24 protein-coding genes and 1 riboswitch are annotated in these 24192 nt (G+C 66.8%); of the genes, 16 read left to right on the forward strand and 8 right to left on the reverse strand.

Features of this window, described 5'->3' with window-relative positions; genetic code table 11:
• Nucleotides 1–21 precede the first annotated feature (21 nt).
• The 3 genes from ACK8CO_RS06495 to rpsO all read left to right on the forward strand — a co-directional run bounded on the left by ACK8CO_RS06495 (nucleotide 22) and on the right by rpsO (nucleotide 2138).
• A complete protein-coding gene (locus tag ACK8CO_RS06495; RefSeq protein WP_080615256.1) occupies nucleotides 22–708 on the forward strand; it encodes a hypothetical protein in 687 nt (228 codons plus the stop codon).
• A 317-nt stretch (nucleotides 709–1025) separates the two neighbouring features.
• Nucleotides 1026–1676: a hypothetical protein gene (locus ACK8CO_RS06500; protein ID WP_414898585.1), complete on the forward strand. Its 651-nt coding sequence runs from the start codon at nucleotides 1026–1028 to the stop codon at nucleotides 1674–1676.
• 192 nt (nucleotides 1677–1868) lie between these two features.
• Nucleotides 1869–2138 carry a 30S ribosomal protein S15 gene (rpsO, locus tag ACK8CO_RS06505; protein ID WP_080615254.1) on the forward strand — a complete coding sequence of 90 codons (270 nt, stop codon included), beginning with the start codon at nucleotides 1869–1871 and terminating at the stop codon, nucleotides 2136–2138.
• A gap of 95 nt (nucleotides 2139–2233) precedes the next feature.
• Here the strand turns inward: rpsO and ACK8CO_RS06510 are convergent, their stop codons facing one another.
• Entirely contained in the window at nucleotides 2234–2692 is a 459-nt protein-coding gene (locus tag ACK8CO_RS06510; protein WP_080615253.1) for a hypothetical protein, read from the reverse strand.
• Between the two features lie 348 nt (nucleotides 2693–3040).
• Between ACK8CO_RS06510 and pnp the strand changes: the two genes are divergently transcribed.
• The 3 genes from pnp (at nucleotide 3041) to ACK8CO_RS06525 (ending at nucleotide 6747) form a co-directional block, all read left to right on the forward strand.
• Nucleotides 3041–5182 (forward strand): polyribonucleotide nucleotidyltransferase, encoded by a 2142-nt coding sequence (pnp, locus tag ACK8CO_RS06515; RefSeq protein WP_414898586.1) that lies wholly within the window; start codon nucleotides 3041–3043, stop codon nucleotides 5180–5182.
• A gap of 504 nt (nucleotides 5183–5686) precedes the next feature.
• Nucleotides 5687–6142 (forward strand): GAF domain-containing protein, encoded by a 456-nt coding sequence (locus ACK8CO_RS06520; protein WP_080615251.1) that lies wholly within the window; start codon nucleotides 5687–5689, stop codon nucleotides 6140–6142.
• The gene (locus ACK8CO_RS06525) at nucleotides 6139–6747 is read left to right on the forward strand and encodes a LysE family translocator (protein WP_414898587.1); all 609 of its coding nucleotides are present in this window, start codon (nucleotides 6139–6141) and stop codon (nucleotides 6745–6747) included. The genes ACK8CO_RS06520 and ACK8CO_RS06525 overlap by 4 nt, the downstream gene beginning before the upstream one ends.
• Before the next feature lie 57 nt (nucleotides 6748–6804).
• On the opposite strand, the gene ACK8CO_RS06530 is transcribed toward ACK8CO_RS06525, so the two are convergent.
• The 4 genes from ACK8CO_RS06530 to ACK8CO_RS06545 all read right to left on the reverse strand — a co-directional run bounded on the left by ACK8CO_RS06530 (nucleotide 6805) and on the right by ACK8CO_RS06545 (nucleotide 9956).
• Nucleotides 6805–7659, reverse strand: a complete 855-nt coding sequence (locus ACK8CO_RS06530) for a glycosyltransferase (protein WP_080615249.1) — start codon at nucleotides 7657–7659, stop codon at nucleotides 6805–6807.
• A gap of 76 nt (nucleotides 7660–7735) precedes the next feature.
• Nucleotides 7736–8389, reverse strand: coding sequence for a peroxiredoxin (locus tag ACK8CO_RS06535; RefSeq protein ID WP_414898588.1), 654 nt, complete (start codon nucleotides 8387–8389; stop codon nucleotides 7736–7738).
• Nucleotides 8390–8503: 114 nt separating this feature from the next.
• On the reverse strand, nucleotides 8504–9148 hold the full coding sequence (locus tag ACK8CO_RS06540) for an RluA family pseudouridine synthase (RefSeq protein WP_414898589.1): 645 nt from the start codon (nucleotides 9146–9148) through the stop codon (nucleotides 8504–8506).
• Nucleotides 9149–9734: 586 nt separating this feature from the next.
• Nucleotides 9735–9956: a hypothetical protein gene (locus tag ACK8CO_RS06545; RefSeq protein WP_414898590.1), complete on the reverse strand. Its 222-nt coding sequence runs from the start codon at nucleotides 9954–9956 to the stop codon at nucleotides 9735–9737.
• Nucleotides 9957–10028: 72 nt separating this feature from the next.
• Here ACK8CO_RS06545 and ACK8CO_RS06550 point away from each other — a divergent pair, with 72 nt between their 5' ends.
• The 3 genes from ACK8CO_RS06550 (at nucleotide 10029) to pheS (ending at nucleotide 12289) form a co-directional block, all read left to right on the forward strand.
• Entirely contained in the window at nucleotides 10029–10355 is a 327-nt protein-coding gene (locus tag ACK8CO_RS06550; protein ID WP_080615245.1) for a DUF1491 family protein, read from the forward strand.
• 62 nt (nucleotides 10356–10417) lie between these two features.
• A complete protein-coding gene (gene recO / locus ACK8CO_RS06555) occupies nucleotides 10418–11146 on the forward strand; it encodes a DNA repair protein RecO (protein WP_414898994.1) in 729 nt (242 codons plus the stop codon).
• 69 nt (nucleotides 11147–11215) lie between these two features.
• Nucleotides 11216–12289, forward strand: coding sequence for a phenylalanine--tRNA ligase subunit alpha (gene pheS, locus ACK8CO_RS06560; RefSeq protein ID WP_414898591.1), 1074 nt, complete (start codon nucleotides 11216–11218; stop codon nucleotides 12287–12289).
• Nucleotides 12290–12305: 16 nt separating this feature from the next.
• On the opposite strand, the gene ACK8CO_RS06565 is transcribed toward pheS, so the two are convergent.
• Together ACK8CO_RS06565 and pheT are read right to left on the reverse strand one after the other, a co-directional pair.
• Nucleotides 12306–12950 (reverse strand): phosphoribosyltransferase, encoded by a 645-nt coding sequence (locus ACK8CO_RS06565; protein WP_414898592.1) that lies wholly within the window; start codon nucleotides 12948–12950, stop codon nucleotides 12306–12308.
• A 23-nt stretch (nucleotides 12951–12973) separates the two neighbouring features.
• Nucleotides 12974–15373: a phenylalanine--tRNA ligase subunit beta gene (gene pheT / locus ACK8CO_RS06570; RefSeq protein WP_414898593.1), complete on the reverse strand. Its 2400-nt coding sequence runs from the start codon at nucleotides 15371–15373 to the stop codon at nucleotides 12974–12976.
• Between the two features lie 353 nt (nucleotides 15374–15726).
• Between pheT and ACK8CO_RS06575 the strand changes: the two genes are divergently transcribed.
• Both ACK8CO_RS06575 and ACK8CO_RS06580 read left to right on the forward strand, forming a co-directional pair.
• On the forward strand, nucleotides 15727–16071 hold the full coding sequence (locus ACK8CO_RS06575) for an STAS domain-containing protein (protein WP_080615241.1): 345 nt from the start codon (nucleotides 15727–15729) through the stop codon (nucleotides 16069–16071).
• On the forward strand, nucleotides 16068–16571 hold the full coding sequence (locus ACK8CO_RS06580; protein WP_414898594.1) for an ATP-binding protein: 504 nt from the start codon (nucleotides 16068–16070) through the stop codon (nucleotides 16569–16571). The genes ACK8CO_RS06575 and ACK8CO_RS06580 overlap by 4 nt, the downstream gene beginning before the upstream one ends.
• A gap of 1004 nt (nucleotides 16572–17575) precedes the next feature.
• Here the strand turns inward: ACK8CO_RS06580 and bla are convergent.
• The gene (gene bla / locus ACK8CO_RS06585; RefSeq protein ID WP_414898595.1) at nucleotides 17576–18457 is read right to left on the reverse strand and encodes a class A beta-lactamase; all 882 of its coding nucleotides are present in this window, start codon (nucleotides 18455–18457) and stop codon (nucleotides 17576–17578) included.
• Between the two features lie 139 nt (nucleotides 18458–18596).
• Between bla and ACK8CO_RS06590 the strand changes: the two genes are divergently transcribed.
• From ACK8CO_RS06590 to ACK8CO_RS06610, 5 genes are all read left to right on the forward strand, one after another.
• Nucleotides 18597–19466, forward strand: coding sequence for a LysR family transcriptional regulator (locus tag ACK8CO_RS06590; RefSeq protein ID WP_414898596.1), 870 nt, complete (start codon nucleotides 18597–18599; stop codon nucleotides 19464–19466).
• A gap of 252 nt (nucleotides 19467–19718) precedes the next feature.
• Complete coding sequence (locus ACK8CO_RS06595) at nucleotides 19719–20726, forward strand: ABC transporter substrate-binding protein (protein ID WP_414898597.1); 1008 nt, start codon at nucleotides 19719–19721, stop codon at nucleotides 20724–20726.
• A complete protein-coding gene (locus ACK8CO_RS06600) occupies nucleotides 20726–21763 on the forward strand; it encodes a FecCD family ABC transporter permease (protein WP_414898598.1) in 1038 nt (345 codons plus the stop codon). Before ACK8CO_RS06595 ends, ACK8CO_RS06600 begins: the two co-directional genes overlap by 1 nt.
• Nucleotides 21760–22524: an ABC transporter ATP-binding protein gene (locus tag ACK8CO_RS06605; protein WP_414898599.1), complete on the forward strand. Its 765-nt coding sequence runs from the start codon at nucleotides 21760–21762 to the stop codon at nucleotides 22522–22524. Before ACK8CO_RS06600 ends, ACK8CO_RS06605 begins: the two co-directional genes overlap by 4 nt.
• A gap of 49 nt (nucleotides 22525–22573) precedes the next feature.
• The gene (locus tag ACK8CO_RS06610) at nucleotides 22574–23482 is read left to right on the forward strand and encodes a DMT family transporter (protein WP_414898600.1); all 909 of its coding nucleotides are present in this window, start codon (nucleotides 22574–22576) and stop codon (nucleotides 23480–23482) included.
• A gap of 399 nt (nucleotides 23483–23881) precedes the next feature.
• Nucleotides 23882–24082, forward strand: a riboswitch (cobalamin riboswitch).
• Nucleotides 24083–24192: the final 110 nt, after the last annotated feature.

A 24192-nucleotide genomic window follows, 5' to 3' on the forward strand; every position in this document is an offset into this window, starting at 1 on the left:
CAAGCTTGCGGAGCCCTGCCGATGCTTCATCTCGTGACGCCGTCCACCGTGACCAACCGGGCCATCATGCGGATCCGGAAAGTGCCGCGCCAGTTGATCGGGCACGGCATGGGACTGTTGCCGCATGGCTCGTTCGGGCGCGGGATCTTCTGGCGCATGGCGACCGAGATCTCCTTCCTGCGCTATTGCGCCGCGCTGACGCCGTTTCCCGTGGCGATGCTGCTCTTTCCCGAGGCAGCGCTGCCGATCGGGCAGTTCCCCGCCTTCATGTTCCTCGTGGTCTATCTGGTCGAATCGCGGGTGCTGTCGGTCGACAATGCCGAACGCCGCCACCGGCTGATGCCCGAGGAAGAGGCCGAACGCGGCGCCGACATCGCCCGCGCCCGCGGGCGCCAGATCCTGACCCGGATCGCGGCACGGCGCGGCCTGCGCAGCGGCGACCTGCATCTGGTGATCGAACAGTCCTCGCTGGCGCGCATCCCGCCGATAACGCTGGTCTCGCTGCAAACCGCGACGCCCGAGCCGCAGATCCTCGAGCTGGACGAGGAGGAACGCCAGCTGATCCGCGACACGCTGTTCGACGCCGAGTTCACCGAAGAGCGGATGCATGTGACCAGCCTCGCGCTGGGCCGCTTCCTGCATGACGTGACGCTCGACGCCCGCAGCGTCTCGGCCCATGCAAGGCTCGAGGCACTGGCCACGGCGTGACGCCCCGCCTGCCCAACCGGCCTGGACGGACCGACGCCCCCGAAGCGCTGCCGATCCCCCATTGCGGTTTCCCGATGCGCCATTCCGCAGGTCCGCCCCGCCTGCATGGCCTTTCGCGTCTGCTGTTCCGGCAGTGGCGGCGAAGAGGGGCGGTGACGACGGATGCCGCCCGGAAACAACGCCCTTCAGAAAGCGGTAACCACTTAACCTGAACGAGATAGCCGCCCGCCGGGCCCGGACATAGGCTGAATTCGGCGAGGACCGCCCGCAGGGCGGCGGTCGGTCTCTTGCAGCGGCCCCTAGAGACGGAGCGAAGGATGGTCACCATGGTAAGTCTTCTGGGTGTCATGGCTGTCGGCGCCGATCGCGGCGCGGGGGCCTTGCCTCATGGCGAAGACGGAGCCGGCGACAGGGCCGGGCCGGATCGAGCAACCGACGCCCTGATCGCGGTGATGGACCTTCACGCCGCCCTGGGTGAACCCGCGCCCGAAATCGACGGCATGTCGCGTGCCGACGAGTTGCTGTTCTCCTGGCTGTCCGGCGGCCCGGATATCGACGATCTGCCCCCCCTCCCCGATCATGCCGGGGATCTGCTGGCCGGAGATGACGGCCACGATCCGGCCCGGGCTGGGCCAACCGCGGGACCGCGCCTTGCCGAGGCTCTTCCCGGTGCCGGGACCGGGCTCTTCTCGGTGCAGGATCTGTTCGAGGACGGAACGCCCCTGCCCACGGTGATCGACGATTACGACCAGAGCACCGATGCGCTCTTCGTGGTCTATGACAGTGCCGCCCATCCCGCCCCGGTCCTGTCGATCGATGCGACCGAAGTCGGGGACGGGGACGCCTTGATCCGCATCGACGGACAGCCCTTGGCCATCGTCATCGGGGCCGGAGACACGTTGCGGCTCGGGCATCTGAGCCTGGTACCCGATACCATGCTAGCGGAGGTGTTGGCCGCCGGAGCGTGAACCGACCTCCCCGGGCCGAGGCGGACCGGGCCATGGGCGCCCGCATCGCGCGCCCCGCAGGTTCCGCTTTCAAAATCCGCGAGAATCCCCTATATGCCCGCATCCGTCCCGCGCTGGGGCGGCCTTTCTCCAAGGGCCCTGCTGGACGACATCCCGGCTTGCGCCATCACCTTCTCAGACAAGGAGACCCCGATGTCGATCACTGCCGAAGAAAAAACCCGCCTGATCAAGGAATTCGGATCGAAGGACGGCGACACCGGTTCGCCCGAAGTCCAGATCGCGATCCTGACCAGCCGGATCACCACGCTGACCGAGCATTTCAAGACCCACAAGAAGGACAACCATTCCCGCCGTGGTCTGCTCAAGCTCGTCGCCCAGCGCCGGAAGCTTCTGGACTATCTCAAAGGCAAGGAAGAGGCCCGCTATCAGGACCTCATCAAGCGCCTGGGCATCCGCCGCTAAGACCGGCGCATGGCCTGAAACGGAAACCGCGCCCCTCGGGACGCGGTTTTTTTCATGTGTTTTCTCATGTCCCGAGACGCGGTTGCCCGCCCGGGTCAGCTGGCCAGTGCAAGACCCGTCAAGGTGCCGTCATAGTTGAATTCGGCCGCGAAGGCATGGGTCATCGGCGTTTCGCGGAAGCCGAGATCGAGCACCACCACGTTGTCGTCGCGGGTCCAGACCGAACTGAGATCGAGCGCGGTCCAGAGCGCCTCGGCATCGATCCCGGACGGCGCGGCATCGCCGAACATCGCCCGGAAGACCTCGGGCGCGTTCTCATGCAGCCATGACGGAACATTGGCCGCCACTTCCTCGTAATTGTCGAGGAAATGCTCGCGCGCCTTTTCGATATGCCGTGGCAGCCTGTCGAGAAACTGCGCCAGCGCGGCCATCGCCTCGCGATCCTTCAGCGTCGCCAGCGCATCCAGGCTGGCCGGACGCACGATCCCGGGACCCACCGGCAGCGTGGCCTGGCCGTCTTCCAGCGAAATTGTGCCGAATGCTTTCGTTTCCATGGGGTTAACTCCTGTATGCTCGCGCGGATATGTCGATGGTCCCTGATTTGCGGCCAGCATCCATGAAAATTCGATCTGCTCCAGACCTGAACTGGGCATATCCGGGTTTCGGCCCGTGCAACCCGGCACGCAATTCACCAGGACGGTCAAAAAGCCGGGACTGCCCCTGTCCATTAACGACTTCGTCCTTTCCAAACGGCGCGATTTTCCTTATGCCGCACGCATCTGAGACGTTGTGCCCGGACCCCGGCACTCGCGAACGATAGGAGGGGTCGGCGGCAATGGGGCCGCCATTTCAAACGGGAGACCCGGGAGGGCCCGGGAGTGCTCCCTTGCAGGATACGCTGAATGTTCAACGTGACGACCAAATCGATGCAGTGGGGGGAAGAGACCCTCACGCTGGAGACGGGCAAGGTTGCCCGTCAGGCCGACGGGTCCGTGATCGCCACCCTGGGCGAAACGACGGTCATGGCAAACGTGACCTTCGCCAAGGAACAGAAGGAAGGGCAGGATTTCTTCCCGCTCACCGTCCATTACCAGGAAAAATACTATGCTGCGGGCAAGGTGCCCGGCGGCTTCTTCAAGCGCGAGGCGCGGCCGTCCGAAAAAGAGACGCTGACCGCCCGCCTGATCGACCGTCCGATCCGTCCGCTGTTCGTGCCCGGCTTCAAGAACGAAGTTCTGGTGATGTGCACCGTGCTGTCCCACGATCTGGTCAATGACCCGGACATCGTGGCGATGATCGCCGCCTCCGCCGCGCTGACCATCTCGGGCGTGCCCTTCATGGGCCCGATCGCCGGCTGCCGCGTCGGCTTCGTCGACGGCGAATACGTGCTGAACCCCGATGTCGACGACATGCAGGGGCTGCGCAACAACCCCGATCAGCGCCTCGACCTGGTGGTCGCCGGGACCCGCGATGCGGTGATGATGGTCGAATCCGAAGCTTACGAGCTGACCGAGGCCGAGATGCTGGGCGCGGTGACCTTCGCCCATGAGAACATCAAGCCGGTCTGCGACCTGATCGTCAGCCTGGCCGAAGCGGCCGCGAAGGAACCCTTCGACTTCACCCCTCCGGACTATTCGGCGCTGTACGACGCCGTGAAGGCCGCCGGCGAAGACAAGATGCGCGCCGCCTATGCCATCACCGACAAGCAGGCCCGCGTCGCCGCGGTGTCTGCCGCCAAGGACGAGATCAAGGCCACGCTGAGCGAAGAGCAGCTGGCAGATCCGAATCTCGGCTCGGCGATGAAGAAGCTGGAATCGACCGTGCTGCGCTCGGACGTGGTCAAGCATGGCCGCCGGATCGACGGCCGCGCGCTGACCCAGGTGCGCCCGATCGAATGCGAAGTGGGCCTTCTGCCCCGGACCCATGGCTCGGCGCTGTTCACCCGCGGCGAGACCCAGGGCCTGATCGTGACCACGCTGGGCACCGGCGATGACGAACAGATCATCGACGCCCTGCACGGCAACTTCCGCTCGAACTTCCTGCTGCATTACAACTTCCCGCCCTATTCGGTCGGCGAAGTCGGCCGCGTGGGCAGCCCCGGTCGCCGCGAGATCGGCCATGGCAAGCTGGCCTGGCGCGCGCTGCAGGCGGTTCTGCCCGCGCCCACCGACTTCCCCTACACGATCCGCCTGGTCTCCGAGATCACCGAATCGAACGGGTCCTCCTCGATGGCCACCGTCTGCGGCGGCTCGCTGTCGATGATGGATGCGGGCGTTCCGCTGAAAGCCCCGGTGGCCGGTGTGGCCATGGGTCTGGTGCTGGAAGAGGATGGCGAATTCGCGGTCCTGACCGACATCCTCGGCGACGAGGACCATCTCGGCGACATGGACTTCAAGGTCGCGGGCACCGAGAAGGGCATCACCTCGCTGCAGATGGACATCAAGGTGGCGGGCATCACGCCTGCGATCATGGAGAAAGCCCTGGCCCAGGCCAAGGACGGCCGGATGCACATCCTCGGCGAGATGGCCAAGGCGCTGACCGAAGCCGGCGATTTCTCGGCCTATGCGCCGCGGATCGAAACCATGACCATTCCCACCGACAAGATCCGCGAAGTGATCGGCTCGGGCGGCAAGGTCATCCGCGAGATCGTGGAAGTGTCTGGCGCCAAGGTCGACATCAACGACGATGGCGTGATCAAGATCGCCTCGGCCAATGGCGATGCGATCAAGAAGGCCTATGACATGATCTACTCGATCGTGGCCGAGCCGGAAGAAGGCAAGATCTACAAGGGCACCGTCGTCAAGATCGTCGATTTCGGCGCCTTCGTGAACTTCTTCGGCAAGCGCGATGGCCTCGTCCATGTCAGCCAGATCGAGAACCGCCGCCTGAACCATCCTTCCGACGTGCTGAAGGAAGGCCAGGAGGTCTGGGTCAAGCTTCTGGGCTTCGACGATCGCGGCAAGGTGCGTCTGTCGATGAAATGCATCGACCAGGCCACCGGCGAGGAAGCCCCCAAGGAAAAGGAAGCCGAAGCCGACGAATAAGGGCTTCGGAATATCCGGAAGAAAGAGGCGCGGTCCGCGAGGGCCGCGCCTCTTTCCGTTTCGGTCCGGACCGATGCCGGGCTTTCCGGCCCGGGCAGGATCGGGTTTTCCCGGCAATGCTCCGGCTGAACATCCTGACCCGGACCATGCCGACACGATCTGTTCAGGCCCTTTTCACGGCCCTTTTCACGGCGCGAGCCCCTGTCGGCGGGCATGCCGGACGGATGCAGCGCGGATCTCCCGCCGGGCACGTCCTGCATGCCATCCCAGCCCTCCCGGAGAATCCCCGGATCACAGCCAGCATGATGCTCTCTGCGGGTATGGCCGCAGACGGGCGCCGGACCATGGCCTGCGCCGGATCACCGCCGCGATACGGAAGGCGTGGCGGAAAGGCCCCGGTCTGCTAAGAGAGGGGCCGGGCCCGAGGCAGAGGGGAGCGACGCGCCGCAGGCCAGAGAGGCAAGAGGATCGGCAAGGGGGCACCTGCCGGAGACGGAGAGAACAATGCGTATCGATTATGATGCCCTGTCGCAAACGCTTGCGGCGCTGACCGAAGGCGAGACCGACACGGTGGCGCTCATGGCGACCATGGCCTGCGAGCTGCACCATGCCGATGACCGCTTCGACTGGACCGGTTTTTACCGCAATGTCGGTGCCGAAATGCTTAAGATCGGGCCCTATCAGGGCGGGCATGGCTGCCTGACAATCCCGTTCTCGCGCGGCGTCTGCGGCGCGGCAGCCCGCAGCGGCGAGGTTCAGATCGTCGACGATGTCCTGGCCTTTCCGGGCCATATCGCCTGCGCCTCGTCCACCCGCTCGGAGATCGTGCTGCCGGTCCATGACAGGACGGGCGCGCTTCTGGGCGTGCTCGATATCGACAGCGACCGACCGGCCGCCTTCGACGCGACCGATGCCGACGGTCTGGCCCGGCTCCTGGCCCAGACCTTCGCGCGGCGATGAGCCTCGGGGCCTGGGCCGTCTTCGCACTGTTCTGGGCGCTCTTCGTCACCACGCCGGGCCCGAACGCGGTCAACTGCATCACCAATGGCATGACCCACGGGCTGCCGCGCGCGCTTTGGGGCGTGGCGGCGATCCTGACCCAGGCGGCGCTGTTCCTGACCCTGTCGGCGGCGGGCATCACCGCGCTGATCGCATCCAGCCCCACGGTCTTTGGCTGGGCCAAGCTTGTCGGCGCGGCCGTGCTGATCTGGCTCGGGCTGCGGGGCTGGCGCAATGCCGCCATCGCGGTTGCCCCGCGCCCCGCCTCGGGCGCCTCAATCTATGGCCGCGCCTTCCTGATCGCGACGGTAAATGCCAAAAGCGTCGCGGGCTACCTCGCCGCCTTCTCGCAATTCGTCGAACCGGGCGTGCCGATCGCCCGGCAGATGACCGCCATCGTGCCGACCGCACTAACGCTGACGGCGCTGTCCTACAGCACCTATACCGCGCTCGGCGCCTGGCTCGGCAGGCTCGCGCTCGGGGCGGTGATGAATACCCGGCTCCGGCAGGTGCTGGCGGCCTGCTTCATCCTGTACGGGTTCCTTCTTGGCGCATCGGCGCTTTGAACCGCCCGCCGCGCGGCCCCGGCCGACCACGCCCGCCCATCGGCAACCCCATCCCGGTCAGGCCTTCCCGCCGCGGCCTTCCGCAACGGCCTCGCCCTTGACGATGCCATCCGGGGTCCAGAAAACGTCGCTCTTGCGCGCGGCACGGATCAGCGCCTTGTGACGGCGCATCTTCTCGGGGTCGGCATAGCCGCGCGGATGGTCGAGATGGATCAGCGGCGCGGAATAGCGCAGATGCACGCCCGTCACCCCGGCATTGTTCAGCCGCACACCCAGATGCTTGTCCTGCCCGCCATATTTGATGGTCTCGTCATAGCCGTTGATCCTGAGCAGATCCGCCCGCCAGACCGAGGCATTGGCGCCGCAAAGCGCCCGCGTCACCGGCGAGAGCCGGTCGAGCACGGCCATGACCGGCACCGGAAACGGCCGGGTCTTGAGCCAGGTCGACAGCTTGCGGATCGCGCGATGTTCCGACAGCCAGCGGCGATCGAAGACGGTGCCGTCCTGCACCAGCCCGGGGGTGACGGCGGCGGTGGCCTCGGCATCAAGTCGGATCAGGCTGCCGGTCGCGAAGCGCCCCGGCCGGGTCAGCGCCAGATGCCGCCCGACGAAATCTGGATGGATCAGCACATCGCCGTCGATGAAGACGATGATATCGGCTGTTGAGCTGGCAATGGCCTTGTTCAGGATCGCGCCCTTCTCGAAGCCGCGATCCTCGTGCCAGAGATGGCGGAGGGTCAGCTCGGGATGGCGCGCGGCGAAGGCGTCGATCACCGCCTTCGTCTCGGGGCCCGAGCCGTCATCGGCGACGCAGATGCTGCCGGGCGCGACCCGCTGGCAGGCCACAGACTCGAGGCAGAGCGCCAGCGACCGCGGATTATTGTAGGTCGAAAGGATCAGTTCGGATCGCATCGCGGGCCCCCGGGGACGTGACGCCCCCCAGATAGGCGCTCCCCCCGGCAAAGCCAAGCGGGAGGAGCGGCCGGGCTCAGCCAGCCTGCTTGACCTTGCGCAGATAGGGGAAGATCTCCTCGACCTCGCCGAACTTCGCGCGCGCCTCCTCGGTCGAGACCGAGAGGCCAACGATCACGTCCTCGCCGGGGCGCCAGTTGGCGGGCGTGGCGAAGGGGCCGGTCTTGTTGGCCTGGATGGCGTCGAGAACCCGCAGGATCTCGTCGAAATTGCGCCCCACGGTCATCGGATAGATCAGCATCAGCTCGATCTTCTTGTCGGGATTGATGATGAAGGTGGTCCGCACCGTGGCGGAATCGTTCGGCGTGCGGCCGTCGGGCAGATAGGCCTCGGCCGGCAGCATGTCGTAAAGCTTGGCGACCTTCAGCCCCTCATCGGCGATGATCGGGAAGGAGGCGTCGCAACCGGCATGGGTCTCGATATCGGCCTTCCATTTCGCATGCTCTTCGACCGGGTCGACCGACAGGCCGATGATCTTGGCATTGCGCCTGGCGAACTCGCCCGTGAGCCGGGCGGCGGCGGCGAATTCGGTGGTGCAGACCGGGGTGAAATCCTTCGGATGCGAGAACAGGACGGCATAGCTGTCGCCGATCCAGTCATGGAAGTTGATCGGACCGTCGGTCGTCTCGGCGGTGAAATTCGGGGCGGTGTCGTTGATGCGCAAGGACACGGGCGGGGCTCCTTTCGAAATGAGAAACGCGTTCCGCTCTTTAGATAGGTTCCAGTTGCTGCATGTGCATCCCCCTTTTTGCTGCAACTGCAAAAGCGACATGTCGCAGGGGTGTCAGAACGGCGCCCGGGAGGTGAAATTCATGCCTGCGCCGCCATCGGGATGACGCAGCCGCAGCGCCTCGGCATGCAGCATCAGCCTGGGCGCCTCACGCGCATGGCCTTCGGCATAGAAGGGATCGCCGAGGATCGGATGGCCCAATGCCAGCATATGCACCCGAAGCTGATGGCTGCGCCCGGTTTTCGGAAACAGTCGAACCCGGGTCGCGGTCTCTTCATGGCGGACGACGCGCCAGTCGGTGATGGCCGGGCGGCCGTTCTCGGGGTCGACCATCTGCCGCGGCCGGTTCGGCCAGTCGACGATCAGCGGCAGATCGACGGTGCCGGTCTTGGGCTCGAGCCGTCCCCAGACCCGGGCGAGATAGGTCTTCTTCGTCTGCCGCTTTTCGAATTGCAGGCCCAGATGGCGCTGGGCATGGGGGGTCAGCGCAAAGACCATGACGCCCGACGTGTCGCGGTCGAGCCGGTGCACGAGCAGCGTCTCGGGAAAGACCGCCTGCAGGCGCGCCAGCAGGCAATCGGCCAGATCGGGCCCCTTGCCCGGCACGGAAAGCAGGCCCGGGGGTTTGTTCACCACCAGAAGCTCATGGTCTTGATGCAGGATCTCGAGCGGCGTGTCGGGGGGCGCATAGCTGTCCATGCGCCGCGCGGTAGCCGGTTCGGTCCGCCGGTGCAAGTTCCGAGCGCCGGACGGACGAGACACCGGAGATCGCGGCCGGTCCTCTCCTGCGCCGCGCAAGGGCTCGCGCCCCTGGATGGCCCCTCCGTGACATCCGGAATTGCGTCACGCGACGGTCGGGTCTCGCGGAATGGCCGCCCGAAGCGTCTTGGTCTGATCTTCCTGACCTGACGCATCTCGCGGGTCTCACGCCCCGACCCTGCCCTCGTGCCGGTCCTGTCACCTGGACCAGACCTTGTTGCGGAGCCCAATTTCGGAAGGCGCCCCCTTGCCCTTTCCACGAGGAATGCGGCTGCTCGCTCAGGCGGGACGCGTCCCGCGGACGGGACTTTGGGCGGGACTTTGGGCAGGGGCTTTGCAGGCGCCATGCTGTCCCTGCCGGGCCGTGTCGGGGCTCTTTCGCCTCTGGAGCTCTTTCTCGGCTTTGAGGATGTGACCGCCCCCCTGTAACCGGGCGATGAAATCGCTTAAGGCCTCAGGATACGGAGCAGCCGAGAGCCAGTAGCGCGCCCGGTGGCCGGGCGCAGGCGACCGACTGCAGGCGGCCTCAGACGTCGGACCCGCCGGTCCCGGAAGCCCCGCCGATACGGGTCATGAAATGCCGGATGATCAGCGCATAAAGCGCCGCGCACATCGCCAGAGTTGCGAAAAGCTGCAGGATGACGAGGATGGGCGCCTGCGACAGCCCGGTCAGGACGATGAGGTTCAACAGGATGCCGACCCCGAAGATCATCAGGAAGAACGGCGGAATATGGCGGATGGCCTTCATGGGTCGCGAGCCTCTTTCTGTAGCCTTCCCGCAGCCTAGAGCGAAGCGCCGGGCAGGCCAAGGGGAGGCGGCATGCGTCTGACCGCGGAATTCTGGGTGCAGGCCTATCTGGCGCGGCTGAGGCTCGAGGGCATTCCGGCCTTCGTGGTGGCGCATGGCGACGACACGGCCGGGGCGGTTCTGGTAAAGCTCAACACGCTCGACGGGCAGGCCCGCGCCTTTCAGCGCGCCTTCGATCTGAGTTCGGGCGAGCGGCGCTGGATGGAGCTGGCCGAAGGCGACGAGGCCGGGGTCGATGCCGCCATCGGGCGCCAGCGCGGCTTCGATCCGGATCTCTGGGTGATCGAGGTCGAGGACCGTGGCGGCCGCCATCTGCTGGATGCCGACGGGCTTGCGTGACGGCACCGTTGCGTCATGGGTATTTTCGCCAAGAAGAAGACCGAAGCGGGGGTGAGGCGGTGATCGAGTGGCGTGACGAGGGGGTGGTGCTGGCGATGCGTCCGCATGGCGAGAGCTCGGCCATCGTCGATCTGTTCACCCCCGGCCATGGCCGCCATCCGGGCGTGGTGCGGGGCGGTGCGGGGCGGCGGCTGGCGCCGGTGCTGCAGCCGGGCGCGCAGCTCTCGGTGGTCTGGAGGGCGCGGCTCGAGGATCATCTCGGCGCCTTCGCGGTCGAGCCGCTGCGCAGCCGGCTCGGCCATGTGATGGGCGACCCGGCGGCGCTGGCCGGGCTCGATGCGGTGACGGCGCTTCTGGCCTTTGCCCTGCCCGAGCGGGCGCCGCATCCTGCACTTTACGCCCGCTCGGTCGCGCTGCTCGATCTTCTGGGCGAGGGCGGGGACTGGCCGCTGGCCTATCTGCGCTGGGAAATGGCGCTGCTGGAGGAGATGGGATTCGGGCTCGATCTCGGCCGCTGCGCGGTCACCGGCGCGCGCGACGATCTGGTCTTCGTCTCGCCGAAAAGCGGCCGCGCGGTCAGCCGGGCGGGCGCGGGCGACTGGGCCGACCGGCTGCTGCCGCTGCCGCCCTGCCTGATGGGCCAGGGGGCGGCGCTGCCCGGCGAGATTGCCGCAGGGTTGCGCCTGACCGGGCATTTCCTTTCGAAACGGCTGGCGCCCGCGCTGGGCGACCGGCCGCTGCCCGGGGCCCGGGCGCGACTGGCGCGGCTGCTGGCGCGCGCATCGGGTTGAGCGGTGCATTTGCTTTCCCGGGGCGCTGTGCTATCGACGCCGCCGAACGGATGTGAAGGGGCGGCCCGCATGGACGATCTCAGGCAGAAATATCTTGGCGCGATTGCCGATGCGGCCGACGAGCCGGCGCTGGAAGAGCTGCGGCTGCAGGCCGTCGGCAAGAAGGGCGAAGTCAGCCTGAAGATGCGCGAATTGGGCAAGATGACGCCCGAAGAGCGCCAGCAGGCAGGCCCGAAGCTGAACGCGCTGAAGGACGAGATCAATTCGGCGCTGGCGGCCAAGAAGGCGGCGCTGGCAGATGCCGCGCTGAACGAGCGGCTTCGGGCCGAATGGCTGGACGTGACGCTGCCCGGGCGGCCGCGGCGGCAGGGCACGATCCATCCGGTGAGCCAGGTCACCGACGAGATCACCGCGATCTTCGCCGATATGGGCTTTTCGGTCGCCGAGGGGCCGCAGATCGAATCCGACTGGTTCAATTTCGACGCGCTGAACATCCCGCCCGAGCACCCTGCCCGGCAGGAGCATGACACCTTCTTCATGTCCCGCGCCGAGGGCGACAACCGTCCGCCGCATGTGCTGCGCACCCATACCTCGCCGGTGCAGATCCGCGCGATGCAGGAGACCGGCGCGCCGATCCGGGTGATCGCGCCGGGCCGGGTCTATCGTTGCGACTACGACCAGACCCATACGCCGATGTTCCATCAGGTCGAGGGGCTGGCGATCGGCCGCGACATCTCGATGGCCAACCTGAAATGGGTGCTGGAAGAGTTCTGCCGCGCCTTCTTCGAGGTCGAGGGGGTGGAGCTGCGCTTCCGCGCCTCGCATTTCCCCTTCACCGAGCCTTCGGCCGAGGTCGATATCCGTTGCTCCTGGGCGGGCGGCTCGCTGAAGATCGGCGAGGGCGACGACTGGATGGAGATCCTCGGCTCGGGCATGGTCCATCCCAAGGTTCTGAGCGCGGCAGGCGTCGACCCCGCTGAGTGGCAGGGCTTTGCCTTCGGTATCGGGATCGACCGGCTGGCCATGCTGAAATACGGCATTCCCGATCTGCGCGCCTTCTTCGACAGCGACCTGCGCTGGCTGCGCCATTACGGCTTCTCGGCACTCGACGTGCCGACGCTGCAGGGCGGTCTGAGCGCCTGATGCGGGCGGCGCGGCGTCAGCGCCGCGCCCGCACCCCATCGAGCAGCCGGACCGCCTCGTCGTCCCCGACCGGAGCGAAATCGGCGTAATGGGCGGCCGTGCCGCGGAAATCGCGGGGGGCGTCCAGAAAGATCAGCCGGTCGGTCATCCCGCGCATCTTCCAGACCACCTCCTGCGGGCCGACCGGGACCGCCAGCCAGATCTCGAGCGGACCGCGATTGTGCAGCGCCCGCAATGCCGCGCGGACCGAGGCACCGGTCGCAAGCCCGTCGGCGACAAGGATGGCAGTGCGGCCCGAGACCTTTTCGGGCGCGCGGCCGCCCAGAATGCGGCAGCGCGCCTCGGCGATATCGGCAAAGCGGGCCTCGACCTCGGCTGCGAGATCGGCCTGGCTCAGTCCTGCGGCGGCAAGGATATCGGCCTCGAGGACGACCTCGCGCACGGCGCCATCGACCACCGCGCCCACCGCGCGCTCCGGATCGCCCGGCATCCCGATCTTGCGCACGAAGGTCAGATCGAGCGGACAGCCCAGCGCCTCGGCCACGGGGGCCGCGACCGGCACGCCCCCCGGGGGCAGCGCCAGCAGCACGGGGTTTTCCGGGGCCGCAGCCAGAACCTTTTCGGCCAGCAGCCGTCCGGCCGCCTTGCGGGACTGAAACATCGCCTCGTCCTCCCTTGCGCGGTTCAGCGCCGGAGCGTGCCGCCCGTCGCCTTCTCGACCTTGGCCACGATCTTCTGGCCGACCGCCTCGATATCCTTCTCGGTCAGGGTCTTGTCGGTCGGTTGCAGCCGTACGGTGATCGCCAGCGACTTCTTGCCCTCGCCCAGCGCACCGCCGACGAATTCGTCGAAGACCCGGACCTCCTCGATCAGCGCCTTGTCGGCCCCGGCCGCGGCATTGACCACGTTGATCGCCTCGACGCCCGCATCCAGCACGAAGGCGAAATCGCGTTCGACCGCCTGCAGGTCAGAGACCGTCAGCGCATCCCGCGTGGCACTCTTGCGCCGCGGCATCGGCGGTTCCTCGACGAAGACGGTGAAGGCGACCGCTGGGCCCTTCACGTTCATCTCGGCCAGCACCTTCGGATGCAGCTCGCCGAAGGTCGCGAGCACCTTCTTGGGCCCGAGGCAGATCCGCCCCGAGCGGCCCGGATGCCACCAGCCCGGCGCCTCGCGCAGGATCTGCGCCCTGGCGGGGGCGCCGATGGCGGCCAGCACCGCCTCGCAATCGGCCTTGGCATCGTAGAGGTCGACCGGCCGGCGCGAGCCATGGGGGTCGCGCGGCGCCGAGGCCCCGACCAGAAGCCCCGCCGCCTGGATATGCTGCTCGCCCGGCTCGGCGCCCTGGAAGGCAGGGCCGACCTCAAAGAGCGCCAGATCGGCAAAGCCGCGCGCCTGGTTCCGCGCCGCAGCCTGCAGAAGACCCGGCAGCAGGTCGGGCCGCATATGGCTCATCTCGGAGGAAATCGGGTTGTCCAGCGCCATCGCATCGCTGCCGCCGCCGAACAGGGCTGCACTGGCCCGGTCGACGAAGGAATAGGTGACGCATTCATTATAGCCAAGCGCCGCGCAGGTCCGCCGCGCGGCCGAGGACCGGCGCTGCATGGGCGTCAGGATCGCGGTCGGCACGCCGGGCTGCGGCCGCGCCATCGGCCGGCCCTCGAGCCGGGTCAGCGAGGCGACGCGGGCCACTTCCTCGACCAGATCGGCCTCGCCCAGCACATCGGGGCGCCAGGACGGCACATGCGCCATGTCGCCCTCCATCCGGAAGCCAAGGGCCGTCAGCGTGGCGCGCTGGGTCTCGGCCGGGATCTCCATGCCGACAAGGCTTTCGACCCGGTCGGTATCGAGCCGATAGGCCCGCGCCATATCGGGGACAGCCCCCGCGATCACCACATCGGAGGCCTCGCCGCCGCAGAGATCCAGAATCATCCGGGTCGCGGCCTCGATGCCCTCGGGCGTCCAGGCCGGGTCGATGCCGCGTTCGAAACGGTAACGCGCATCCGAATTGATCTTCAGCGCGCGGCCGGTCATGGCGGTGCGGATCGGGTCGAAATAGGCCGCCTCGAGGAAGACATCGACAGTCTCTTCGGTACAGCCCGTCGCCTCGCCGCCCATCACGCCGCCCAGGCTCTCGACACCGGTCTCGTCCGAGATCACGGTCATGCCGGGCTCCATGACATAGGTCTTGCCGTCGAGCGCGAGGAATTCCTCGCCGCCCTCTGCGGCATGGACCCGGAGCCCCCCGGCGAGCCTGGCGATGTCGAAGACATGCAGCGGCCGGTTCATGTCATAGGTGAAGTAGTTGGTGATATCGACCAGCGCCGAGATCGGCCGGAGCCCGATCGCCCTCAGCCGCTGTTGCAGCCATTTCGGCGACGGTCCGTTCGTCACGCCGCGGATTGCACGGCCATAGAAGACCGGGCAGGCGCGCGCCTGGATCTCGGGGGCGATCGTCACGGCAACTGGACAGGGGAAGCTGCCCGCAACCGGCGCGACCTCGACCGGTTTCAGCCGCCCGATCCCGCGCGCGGCCAGATCGCGTGCAACGCCATGGATGCCCAGCGCATCGGGACGGTTCGGCGTGATCGCGATCTCGATCACCGGATCGACCTTGGCCGGATCGTTCGCCGCCAGCCAGTCGACGAAGCTCTGCCCGACCTCGCCCGAGGGCAGCTCGATGATGCCGTCATGCTCGTCCGACAGCTCCATCTCGCGCTCCGAGCACATCATGCCATGGCTCTCGACGCCGCGGATCTTGCCGACCTGGATGGTGATGTCGAGGCCCGGAATGTACATGCCGGGATGGGCGATCACGACGGTGATACCCTCGCGCGCATTGGGGGCGCCGCAGACGATCTGTTTCTCGCCCTGCCCGGTCGCGACCTGACAGACGCGCAGCCGGTCGGCATCGGGATGCTGCTCGGCGCTGAGCACCTTGCCGATGGTAAACTCCTGCAAGGCCCGGGCCGGGTTCTCGACGCCCTCGACCTCGAGCCCGAGGTCGGTCAGCGCATAGAGGATCTCGTCGAGCGTGGCCTCGGTCTCGAGGTGCTCCTTCAGCCAGGACAGGGTGAATTTCATCGTGGATGAGCCTTCTGGGGTCGCGGGTCGGGCCTGTCTCTAGCCCAAAGGGCGCTCTTGCGAAAGGGCCAAGGCCCGACCGGGCATGGCGTCGCAGCCGGGCAGCATCGCATCTGGGCTCCCGGCCCCTCTGGCCGATCCGTGCCGGCGCCCGCCCCTGCCCCGCCCCTGCCCCAAGGGCCAGGCAGCGGGATCTCGTCCCTTCCCGGTTCCCGCACCGCCGGGCGCGGCGGCGGCACCGCAGAGAACCACCTCTTCCATGCCATTCTCCGGTCATTTTCCCCATCTACGATTACCGGACGGTAAGAAATGGCGTCTAGCCTCGCCGACATGTCAGCAGGAGACAGGACGGCATGAAACTGCACTCCCAACTGCGCGGCGACGCTCTTCACATTGTCGTCGACGAGGAGAGGATCGATTCAGCGGTCGCCATCCGGTTCAAGGAAGCCGTGCGCGAACAGGCGGCCGATGGTCCTGCCCGGGTCGTCCTGGATCTCGGCCGCGTCGATTTCCTGGACAGCAGCGGCCTTGGGGCCGTGGTCTCGGTGATGAAACTGATCGGACCGGAGGGCAAGCTCGAGCTGTGCAACCTCACGCCGAATGTCGACAAGGTCTTCCGCCTGACCCGCATGGACCGTGTCTTCACCATCCATGACGACCCGGATACCGCCTTCCCCGAAAGGCAAGGCATCGCATGACCCTGTCGCGCGCGCCCCATGGCGAGGCGCCCCCGGCGGCAAGGAACGCTTCGTCCCGTCGGACCGCCGAAAGCCAGCCTCCGCTCATGGTCGAGGCCACCCCGCTTGGCGTACGGGCCGCCCTTCTGGAAATGCGGGCACGCTTCGGCCCGTCGATGCCCTTTGACGGCTCACTCAGCATGGCCGAGACCGTGCTGGCCGAGGTGCTGAACAACATCGTCGAACATGCCTATTCCAAGGATCGCCGCGGCCCGATCGAGCTCCGTCTTGTCCGCGATGGGGTCTGGCTCCGGGTCGATGTGCGCGATTACGGTCGCCCGATGCCCGATGGCAGCCTGCCCGAGGCAGAGAGGACAGGCGCGGATATTCAGGCCGAGACCGCCCCGGAAGGAGGGTTCGGCTGGTTCCTGATCCGCGCCTTCGCACGCGACCTCGACTACAGCCGCAACGGCCAGCAGAACCGGCTGACCTTCTCCGTGCCGTTGAAAGAAGAAGGCTAGACCGCAGCACAGGCCGCAAAAAAACCGCCAAAACTCCCCCTGCGGGCCCAACTCCGATGAGACACTGCAATCGTAGCTGCAATTGGCTTCCCTCGGCGTCACGTTCAATATCAGCCCCCACCCAGAACGTGGCGCCGAGGTCTTTCCCGATCGGTCCTTGCCCCCAGTCGCGCATGATCAGAAGGCCCCCTTCCCCATGAAGCCCGGCCTGGAGAAGACAGCGCATGAGGGTCGTTGCCGCATCGAGGATTTCAGGCCTTTCAAGGTCGTTGCGCCAGATCTCTGACCGTCGGGGGGTCCCATCGTGGCACCACGCGGTCAGACGAAAGACACAGGCAAACCAGCCCCCACCCGTCATCGCAGTCCGGTCCTGTTATCTCGCTTCGCGGCGCAGGCGCGGGTCAAAGGCGATCCGTTCGGGCAAGCAGACATCCTGGCGCGCGTCGCATGATGGCAGCGCCCTGCGCTGTACTTGGCTGCGACGATCCGTTTTGTCCGTGGGCCAGGGGCTTCGGCGAATTGCCGCCAATGCAGACTGCTGGAATGCGGCCGGCTTGCTGCATCTTGCCCCTTCCCCACCGGCCCCTCTCACGATGGACAATGAGGCACTGACCGCCAGTGGCTCGGGGAGACAAGCGAATGGCATCGCGTTCCCGGGCTACAGTCGATCGCAGGCCCGCAAGCATGCTGCGGCGCCCCGACAGGCGCGGCGCAAGGTCCAGCGGCGATGGATCCCTCCCATTGTGCCCTCCGGACGCGGCCGTCCCTGGCCGAAACGACGACAGCCCGACCGCCCCGGTCCCGCCAGAGCAGGTCCCCGGAGAAGGTCGCTGGCGGCCATCAACGGCAGAACCGCCGATGGCGCCGAAAACGCTCGACGCGGCCCGGCACCTCACGAGCGATCTTGGGAAGAGGCCTTTCTCGATGGCACCGGCCGCATAGCGCCACATGGACGCTGACGGCATCCTGCCCGGCGCGATGACAGAGCCCCGGGCAGGAGCGTTTCAATCGCGCATGACCGCCATCACGGCGCGGCCGATATCCTGCAGGGCACGGTTACGTGTCTGGGCATCGGCATCGACATCCGAGACGAAGATGGTGACGATCCAGGGGGAGGCGTCGACCGGTGTGACCAGCGCAACGAGGTTGCGCGTATGGGTGCCGCTGCCGGATTTGTCGAGGATCACCCAGCCCTCCGGCGCCTCGGCGCGCAACAGATTGCCGGTCACTCCGCCCTGGCTCATCCACGCCGCCAGCTGAGTGCGCGAAGACCGGGACAGGACATCCCCCAGCAGCAGCCCGCGCAGGGTTTCCGTCATGGCCGCCGGGGTCGTGGTGTCGCGCAGATCGGCGGCGTTGAAGGTATTCAGCGCGGGTTCGGTGCGGTCCAGCCGGCTGATCCTGTCCCCGGCGCTGCGGAAGAACCGGGTCACGGCCTGCGGACCGCCCAGATGCTCGGTCAGCAGGTTTGCGGCCGTATTGTCGCTCATGTCGATCGCGGCGAGGCAAAGCTCGGCGATGGTCATTTCGCCACCAGCCCGTTTCTTCGCGACCGGCGCATAGTCCAGAAGGTCCGATTTCCGGACCGGCAGTTCGGTTTGCAGCGACAGCTCTCCGGCGTCGCGACGGGCCAGCACGGCCCCGCAAAGCGGAACCTTCATCGTGCTGTTCATCAGGAAGCGCTCGTTCTCACGATGCGTCCAGGACAGCCCCGAACCGGTATCCACCAGCGAAACGCCGACGCGGGCGCCAAGTCGGCTTTCCACCCGTTCGACGGTATCCGCGAGCGTTTCCAGAGAGGTTTGCGCAAGGGATGCGGAGGCCAGAGACAGGCCGAGAGTGAGCCCTGCCGCGACACGCGACAGGACGGATGCGGTAAAGCGCATGGGATCGTCCTTTTTGAGCTTCGCGCCTGAGGCGCTCGGGGAAAGACATCATGTGATGTCATGACGAACCTCATATTTCGGCTTGAACTTCGGCTTCAAACGACAAATCTTATAATCGGACATTAGAACAGGTAATGCCATGGACCGCCCTGACCTGCCGCTCAATGCCCTGCGGGTCTTCGAGGTCGCGATGCGGCAGGGCAGCTTCACCAAAGCCGCGATCGAGTTGCGCGTGACCCAGGCCGCGGTCAGCCACCAGATCGCGCGGCTCGAGGATCTGCTCGGCGTCGTGCTGTTCCTGCGCACCTCGCAGGGGCTGGTCCCGACCGACGAGGGACGTCTGCTGTTCCCGGTGCTCGAACACGGGTTCGATGCGATGGCGCGGGTGCTGGAGAGACTTGGCGGGCGGCGCGATATCGAGGTGCTGAAAGTCGGCGTGAACACGACCTTCGCGCTCGGCTGGCTGATGCCGCGGCTGGCGGCCTTTGCGCAGGCACATCCCGAGATCGATCTGCGGATCTCGACCAACAACAATCGCGTCGAGATCCTGCGCGAAGGTCTCGACATGGCGATCCGCTTCGGCACCGGTGGCTGGACTGGACATGACGCAATCCCGCTGATCGAGGCCCCGCTGACACCGCTCTGCGCTCCGGCAATGGCCGCACATCTGCTGCATCCGGCAGATCTCGGCCAGATGACGCTGCTGCGCAGCTACCGCAGTGCGGAATGGCCGGGCTGGTTCGAGGCCGCGGGCACAGCCTGCCCGCCGATCACCGGCCCCGTGTTCGACAGCTCGGTCGCGCTTGCCGAACTGGCCGCATCGGGGGCCGGCGCGGCGCTGCTGCCGGTCACGATGTTCGAAAGCTACATCGCGCAGGGCCGGCTGGCACAGCCCTTCGGTGTCACGCTCTCGGCCGGGCGCTACTACCTGGCCTGGCCGTCGGACCGACCTGCAACCCCGGGGATGCGCCTCTTCTCGGGCTGGCTGTCGGGCAAAAGCGCCTTGTAACCCCGCCCCCTCACAAGCGCAGGACCTCTGCATCAAGCCCCCAAGGCAAGCCAACGACGCTGAACTCACGCCCCGACCTCGCTGTCTTAGCCCTTGAACCAAGCGCAGTGAAACATGACGGTCCGCGCCCGGCGGCAGGGGCAGAGACAGTACCCCGCGCGGGAAAACCCGACAAAATCACTCTTGTAATCGCAACCCGGATGGATTTACCGGCTTCTTGACTAGTTTGCCCGCTGATGGAGGCCCCCCCCGATGTCAAGAAAAGCGATCCTTGCGCTTGTAAGCGCTGTACTGGCGGGCTCTGGCATGGCGGTACAGGCCGCAACCGACTACCCCCTGACCATCGAGAATTGCGGCCAGAGCGTCACCTTCAGCCAGGCACCGCAAAACGCGGTGGCTCTGGGCCAGAACAGCGCAGAGATCATGCTGCTTCTGGGGCTGGAAGACCGGATGGCCGCCACCGCCTTCTGGCCGAATTCCGTGTTGCCCGAACTGGCAGAGGCCAATGACGGGGTCGAGGTGCTGACCGTCGAATTCCCGACCCTGGAATCCGTTCTGTCCAAGCAGCCCGATTTCGTTGCCGCCATGCTGACGACGCTGCTTGGCCCTGACAGCAAGGTCGCCAACCGCTCGGATTTCGACGAGCTTGCCATTCCGACCTACCTGTCGCCGAGCGCCTGTTCGACGACGCTCGATGTCGGCGATGCCTACGGCTCGCGCGACGAACTCTGGAACATGGAGCTGCTGTACAAGGAGATCGGGGACCTGTCCCGGATCTTCGATGTGCCTGAACGCGGACAGGCCGTGATCGAGGATTTCAAGACGCGCGAGGCGGCCCTGCGCGCGGAATTCGCCAGGAACGAGGATCTGACCTTCCTGTTCTGGTTCTCCAGCCCGTCGCCCGCCGATGATGCCTATCTCGGCGGCGGCAACGGACCCTCGGGCTATATCGCGGATATCCTCGGCGGGTCCAACGCCATCCGGACAGAGGCGGAATGGCCCGTGCTCGGCTGGGAAGGCATCATCGCGGCGGATCCGACCGTGTTCGTCGTGGCCCAGGTCGATCGCGATCGCTGGGATCTGGACACAGCCGAAAGCAAGATCGAATTCCTGACATCCGACCCTACCGTCAGCCGGATGGAGGCCGTTCGAAGCGGCCGGATCGTGGTCATGAGCGGCGCGGCGATGAACCCCGGCATCCGGACCCTTTACGGGGCCGAGCAGGTGGCCGAACAGTTGAAGGCGCTCGATCTGCCGTGATGTCCACCGACGTTTCAAAAGACGGGGCCGCGCGCCTCTCGGTCTGTCTCGGCCTGTCGCTCATCGCCCTGGTCTTCGCCATCGCCGCCGCAACCGCGCTTGGCGATTACAATATCCCCCTGCGGACGGTCTTCCTGTCGGTCACCAACGAGCTCGGCCTGACCGGTGCCGAGATCCCGCCGATCGAGCAGAGTGTCGTCTGGAACCTGCGCCTGAGCCGCGCGCTGGTGGCGGCCCTGTCCGGGGCGGGGCTGGCGATCTGCGGGGCGATCCTGCAGGCGCTGCTGCGCAACGCACTGGCCGAACCCTTCGTGCTGGGCGTGTCGGCGGGGGCCTCGACCGGGGCGGTCTGCGTGATCGTCCTGGGCATTGGCGCGGGCAGCCTGTCGCTGTCGCTGGGCGCCTTCGCGGGGGCTTTCGCAGCCTTCGCCCTCGTGGCGCTTCTGTCCAACGGCGCGACCAGCGGGCCGAACCACACGATCCTGGCAGGGGTCGCGGCCTCGCAGCTTTTCAATGCGCTGACCTCCTATATCGTCACGACCTCCGGCAATGCCCAGCAGGCGCGGGATGTGATGTTCTGGCTTCTGGGCAGCTTCGGCGGCGTGCGCTGGCCGGATTTCCAGCTTTTGCTGGTCGTGGTCATCGTCAGCCTCGCCATCTGCATCTGGATAGCACGCTCGCTCGACGCCTTCACCTTCGGCGACGAGGATGCCGCGGCCCTTGGCGTGCCGGTTGCCCGTATCCGGCTGGCGCTGTTCGGCGTGACCGCGCTTCTGACCGCGACGATTGTCAGCATGGTCGGCGCCATCGGCTTCGTCGGTCTGGTCGTGCCGCATGCGGCCCGATATGTTGTCGGGCCCTTGCATATGCGGCTGCTGCCGGCCTGCGCGGTGGTGGGGGCGGTCTTCATGGTGATCGCCGACATCGCCTCGCGCATGATCGCGACACAGCAGACCGTGCCCATCGGGGTCGTGACGGCGCTGGTCGGCGTGCCGTTCTTCGCGATCATTCTTTACCGCGCGAGGCCGCAGGTATGAGCATTCTGGCCGAGAACCTGACCTGGGGCGTGAAGCGCAAGACCATCGTCTCGGACGTTTCGCTGAGGGTCGCCCCGGGCGAGACGCTGGGCCTGATCGGCCCCAACGGATCGGGCAAATCCTCCCTGTTGCGGCTGCTGGCGGGGCTGCGGCGCCCGCTGCGGGGCCGGGTCCGGATCAACGGGCAGGACATCGCCCATGTCTCCCGCAGGGCATTGTCGCGACAGCTGGCCTTTGTCCAGCAAAGTGCTGCCACCGACACCAATGTCACGGTGAGCGATGTCGTGCGGCTCGGGCGGACCCCGCATCGCTCGGCTCTGGCGGGCTGGTCCGAGACCGACGAGGCCGCGGTGACACAGGCGCTGGAACGCGTGGAAATGGCATCGCAGAGGAAACAGGCCTGGCAGACCCTTTCGGGAGGCGAGCGCCAGCGGGTGCATATCGCGCGGGCGCTGGCGCAGACACCGCAGGTGATGTTCCTCGACGAGCCGACGAACCACCTCGACATTCACCACCAGATCGAAATACTGGCCATGGTCCGCGACCTCGATCTGACCAGCGTCATCGCCCTGCATGACCTGAACCTCGCGGCCATGTTCTGCGACCGGATTGCGGTTATCGAAGGAGGGGTCATGCGCGCCTGCGGCACACCGGATGTTGTCCTGACCCAGGACGTCCTGCGCGACGTGTTCAGGGTCACGGCGCATGTCTGCACCTATCAGGATGCGCGTCGGCCGCATATCCGGTTCAGCGCGGAATGAGAAGGTCCGTATGGCGCGCGCCCCGGACCCTGGTCCGGATGATGGCAGAATGACGGACCGGTCGGTCTTCGCCGCACCCCCTCCTGCCGGCCGGAACGAGCGGCTGGGCATCACCTTGCGGGTGCTCTCGACCCTCGCATTTGCCATGATGGGCGTCTGCGTGAAGGCGCTTGGCGACGCCGTCCCGCTGGGACAGGTGGTATTCTTCCGCTCGGCCGTGGCCCTGCTGCCCTTGATCGCCTTCCTGTGGTGGCGCGGAGAGTGGCCCCGCGGGCTGGCGACGTCCCGTCCCATGGGACATATCGGTCGCTGCCTGATGGGCGCGGTCGCGATGTTCACCTCCTTTGCGACGATCCGGCTCCTGCCGCTGGCCGAGGCGACGATGCTGTCCTATCTCGCGCCGGTGATGCTGGCCCTGCTGGGCTGGGCTCTGCTCGGAGAGAGGCCGAGCGCAGGCCGGATCGGCGGTGTCGTGCTCGGCCTTGCCGGAGCGGCGGCCTTCTGCCTGCCCGCCTTTGCCGGGGCCTTGCCCGACAGCGGCGCCCTGGGCGTGGCCCTGGGGCTTTTGACCGCGGCTCTGACGGCCGGTGCGCTGATCCAGGTGCGCCGACTGACACTGCTGGGCGAAGGCGCCGGAGCCATCGCCTTCTGGTTCGCCGTGGTCTCGGCCCTGATCGGCCTTGCGACGCTGCCCTGGGGCTGGGTCTGGCCCGGTCCGGCAACACTCCTGCTGTTGATCGGAACCGGGCTGGCGGGCGGTATCGCCCATATTCTGATGACGCTGTCCTTCAGCCATGCCGATGCCTCGGCACTGGCCCCCTTCGAATATCTTTCGGTTCTGTGGGCCGTGGCGCTGGGTTTTGCCTTTTTCGCCGAACTGCCGGGCCTGGCCTTCCTGCTGGCAGGGCCATTGATTCTGACAGGCGCCTTCGTCGCCCGCCCGGCAAGGCGGCAATAGTCCCCGCGAGCTTTGAAGGGCGGCGCCTGTCCTTCCGCCATCCGGACGCCCCTGCCCGGCTCGCCCCGAGCGCAACAGACCGCGCCGGAATAGCGGTTGCGGGCAAAGCCGATGAGGCAGGTCTTCGACCGCGCCGCGGATGCGGCAATAAAGCCACGGAAAAAGCCGTGGAGCGGTCCGGCGAGGCGGATCCGGGCTCCGGTCGCACCCGCGCGGGGCCGCTCCAGCCCGGCGCCGCTCGCCCCGAGCGCATCAGGCGGCGGGACCGCCAAAGGAAGGGCTTTCGTCGTTTCAGGACAGTGACGCCCCGACAGAACGGACAGGCCGCGAGCTCTCGAGGTAAGGTTTTCCGGAATGACGCCTGCGACCGGCAGGCAGTTGACCCAATAGGGGTTTCATGCTCTGTGCTCGGTCGCCGGTTTCCCGTTTGGGAATGAAAAGGGAATTCGCCGCGGGCCAGATGTCCCGCGAACCGAAACTGCCCCCGCAACTGTAGGCGGCGAGCGGCGGTCCGACAACGCCACTGGGCATCTGCCTGGGAAGGCCGGACCGGCGGACGACCCGTCAGTCAGGAGACCTGCCGGCATGAAACCACCATCAACCGGGCGGGGTTGCCCGGGGAAAGGGATGTTCATGCCCGGATCTTTCGGCCGTGCTCAGCCAGGCGCGTCTTGCGCCAGCCAAAGAACTGACATCCGCCCAGCCCGCAA

Origin of the sequence: Rhodovulum sp. HP10, from assembly GCF_047553435.1 — a bacterium.
Taxonomy (GTDB): Bacteria; Pseudomonadota; Alphaproteobacteria; order Rhodobacterales; family Rhodobacteraceae; genus Rhodovulum.